Annotated in this window: 1 protein-coding gene; it reads left to right on the top strand. The window is 53.7% G+C overall.

All coding sequences use genetic code 11. From position 1 onward, the window contains the following. A partial coding sequence (locus ACR3FF_RS27380; protein WP_458191255.1) for a transposase occupies nucleotides 1-485 on the top strand: 485 nt, incomplete at its 5' end. Nucleotides 486-501 lie beyond the last annotated feature (16 nt).

The raw sequence follows: 501 nt of genomic DNA, 5'->3' as shown, positions 1-501 counted from the left end.
ACTTTACAGGGCTGACTGGGCAGCCGCCTCCTGAAGAGACGTTGTCACTCGCAGACGCAGAGTGGGACAAGCACAGAATGGTTACGTGTCCTACCGGACACGAACCATTCGAGCAGCGATACATGGAGAGTGGTCGCATCTCGGGGAGAATGGACAAAGAGTTCTGTGACAGCTGTCCACTCAAGGAGAACTGCTTCGTGAAAGAGAAACAGCAGTTCTACAGCTACGGTTTCTACGAGCGGCGGGTAGAACTCGCCAAACGTCGGAAGCGGATGGACGATCCGGCCGAGGAAGAGTTTCTGAATTTACGCGCCGGTGCTGAGTCATTAATCAATGAGGTGTATCATCAAGATGGGGAGAAAACACGGTTCACGGGGCTAATCAAGGTGAAGAACGCGTCGATAGCGAAAGCGATCGGGACGAATCTCAAACGGGCCTCACGATTCCTTGAATCGGAGGCCCAGCGGAAGCAATCGGCGGAATAAACAGGCAGAGAATCGG

Source organism: Haladaptatus ordinarius, assembly GCF_054177595.1.
The sequence above is the reverse complement of the archived record's forward strand: the minus strand, read 5'-3'. Positions and strand labels throughout refer to the sequence as shown.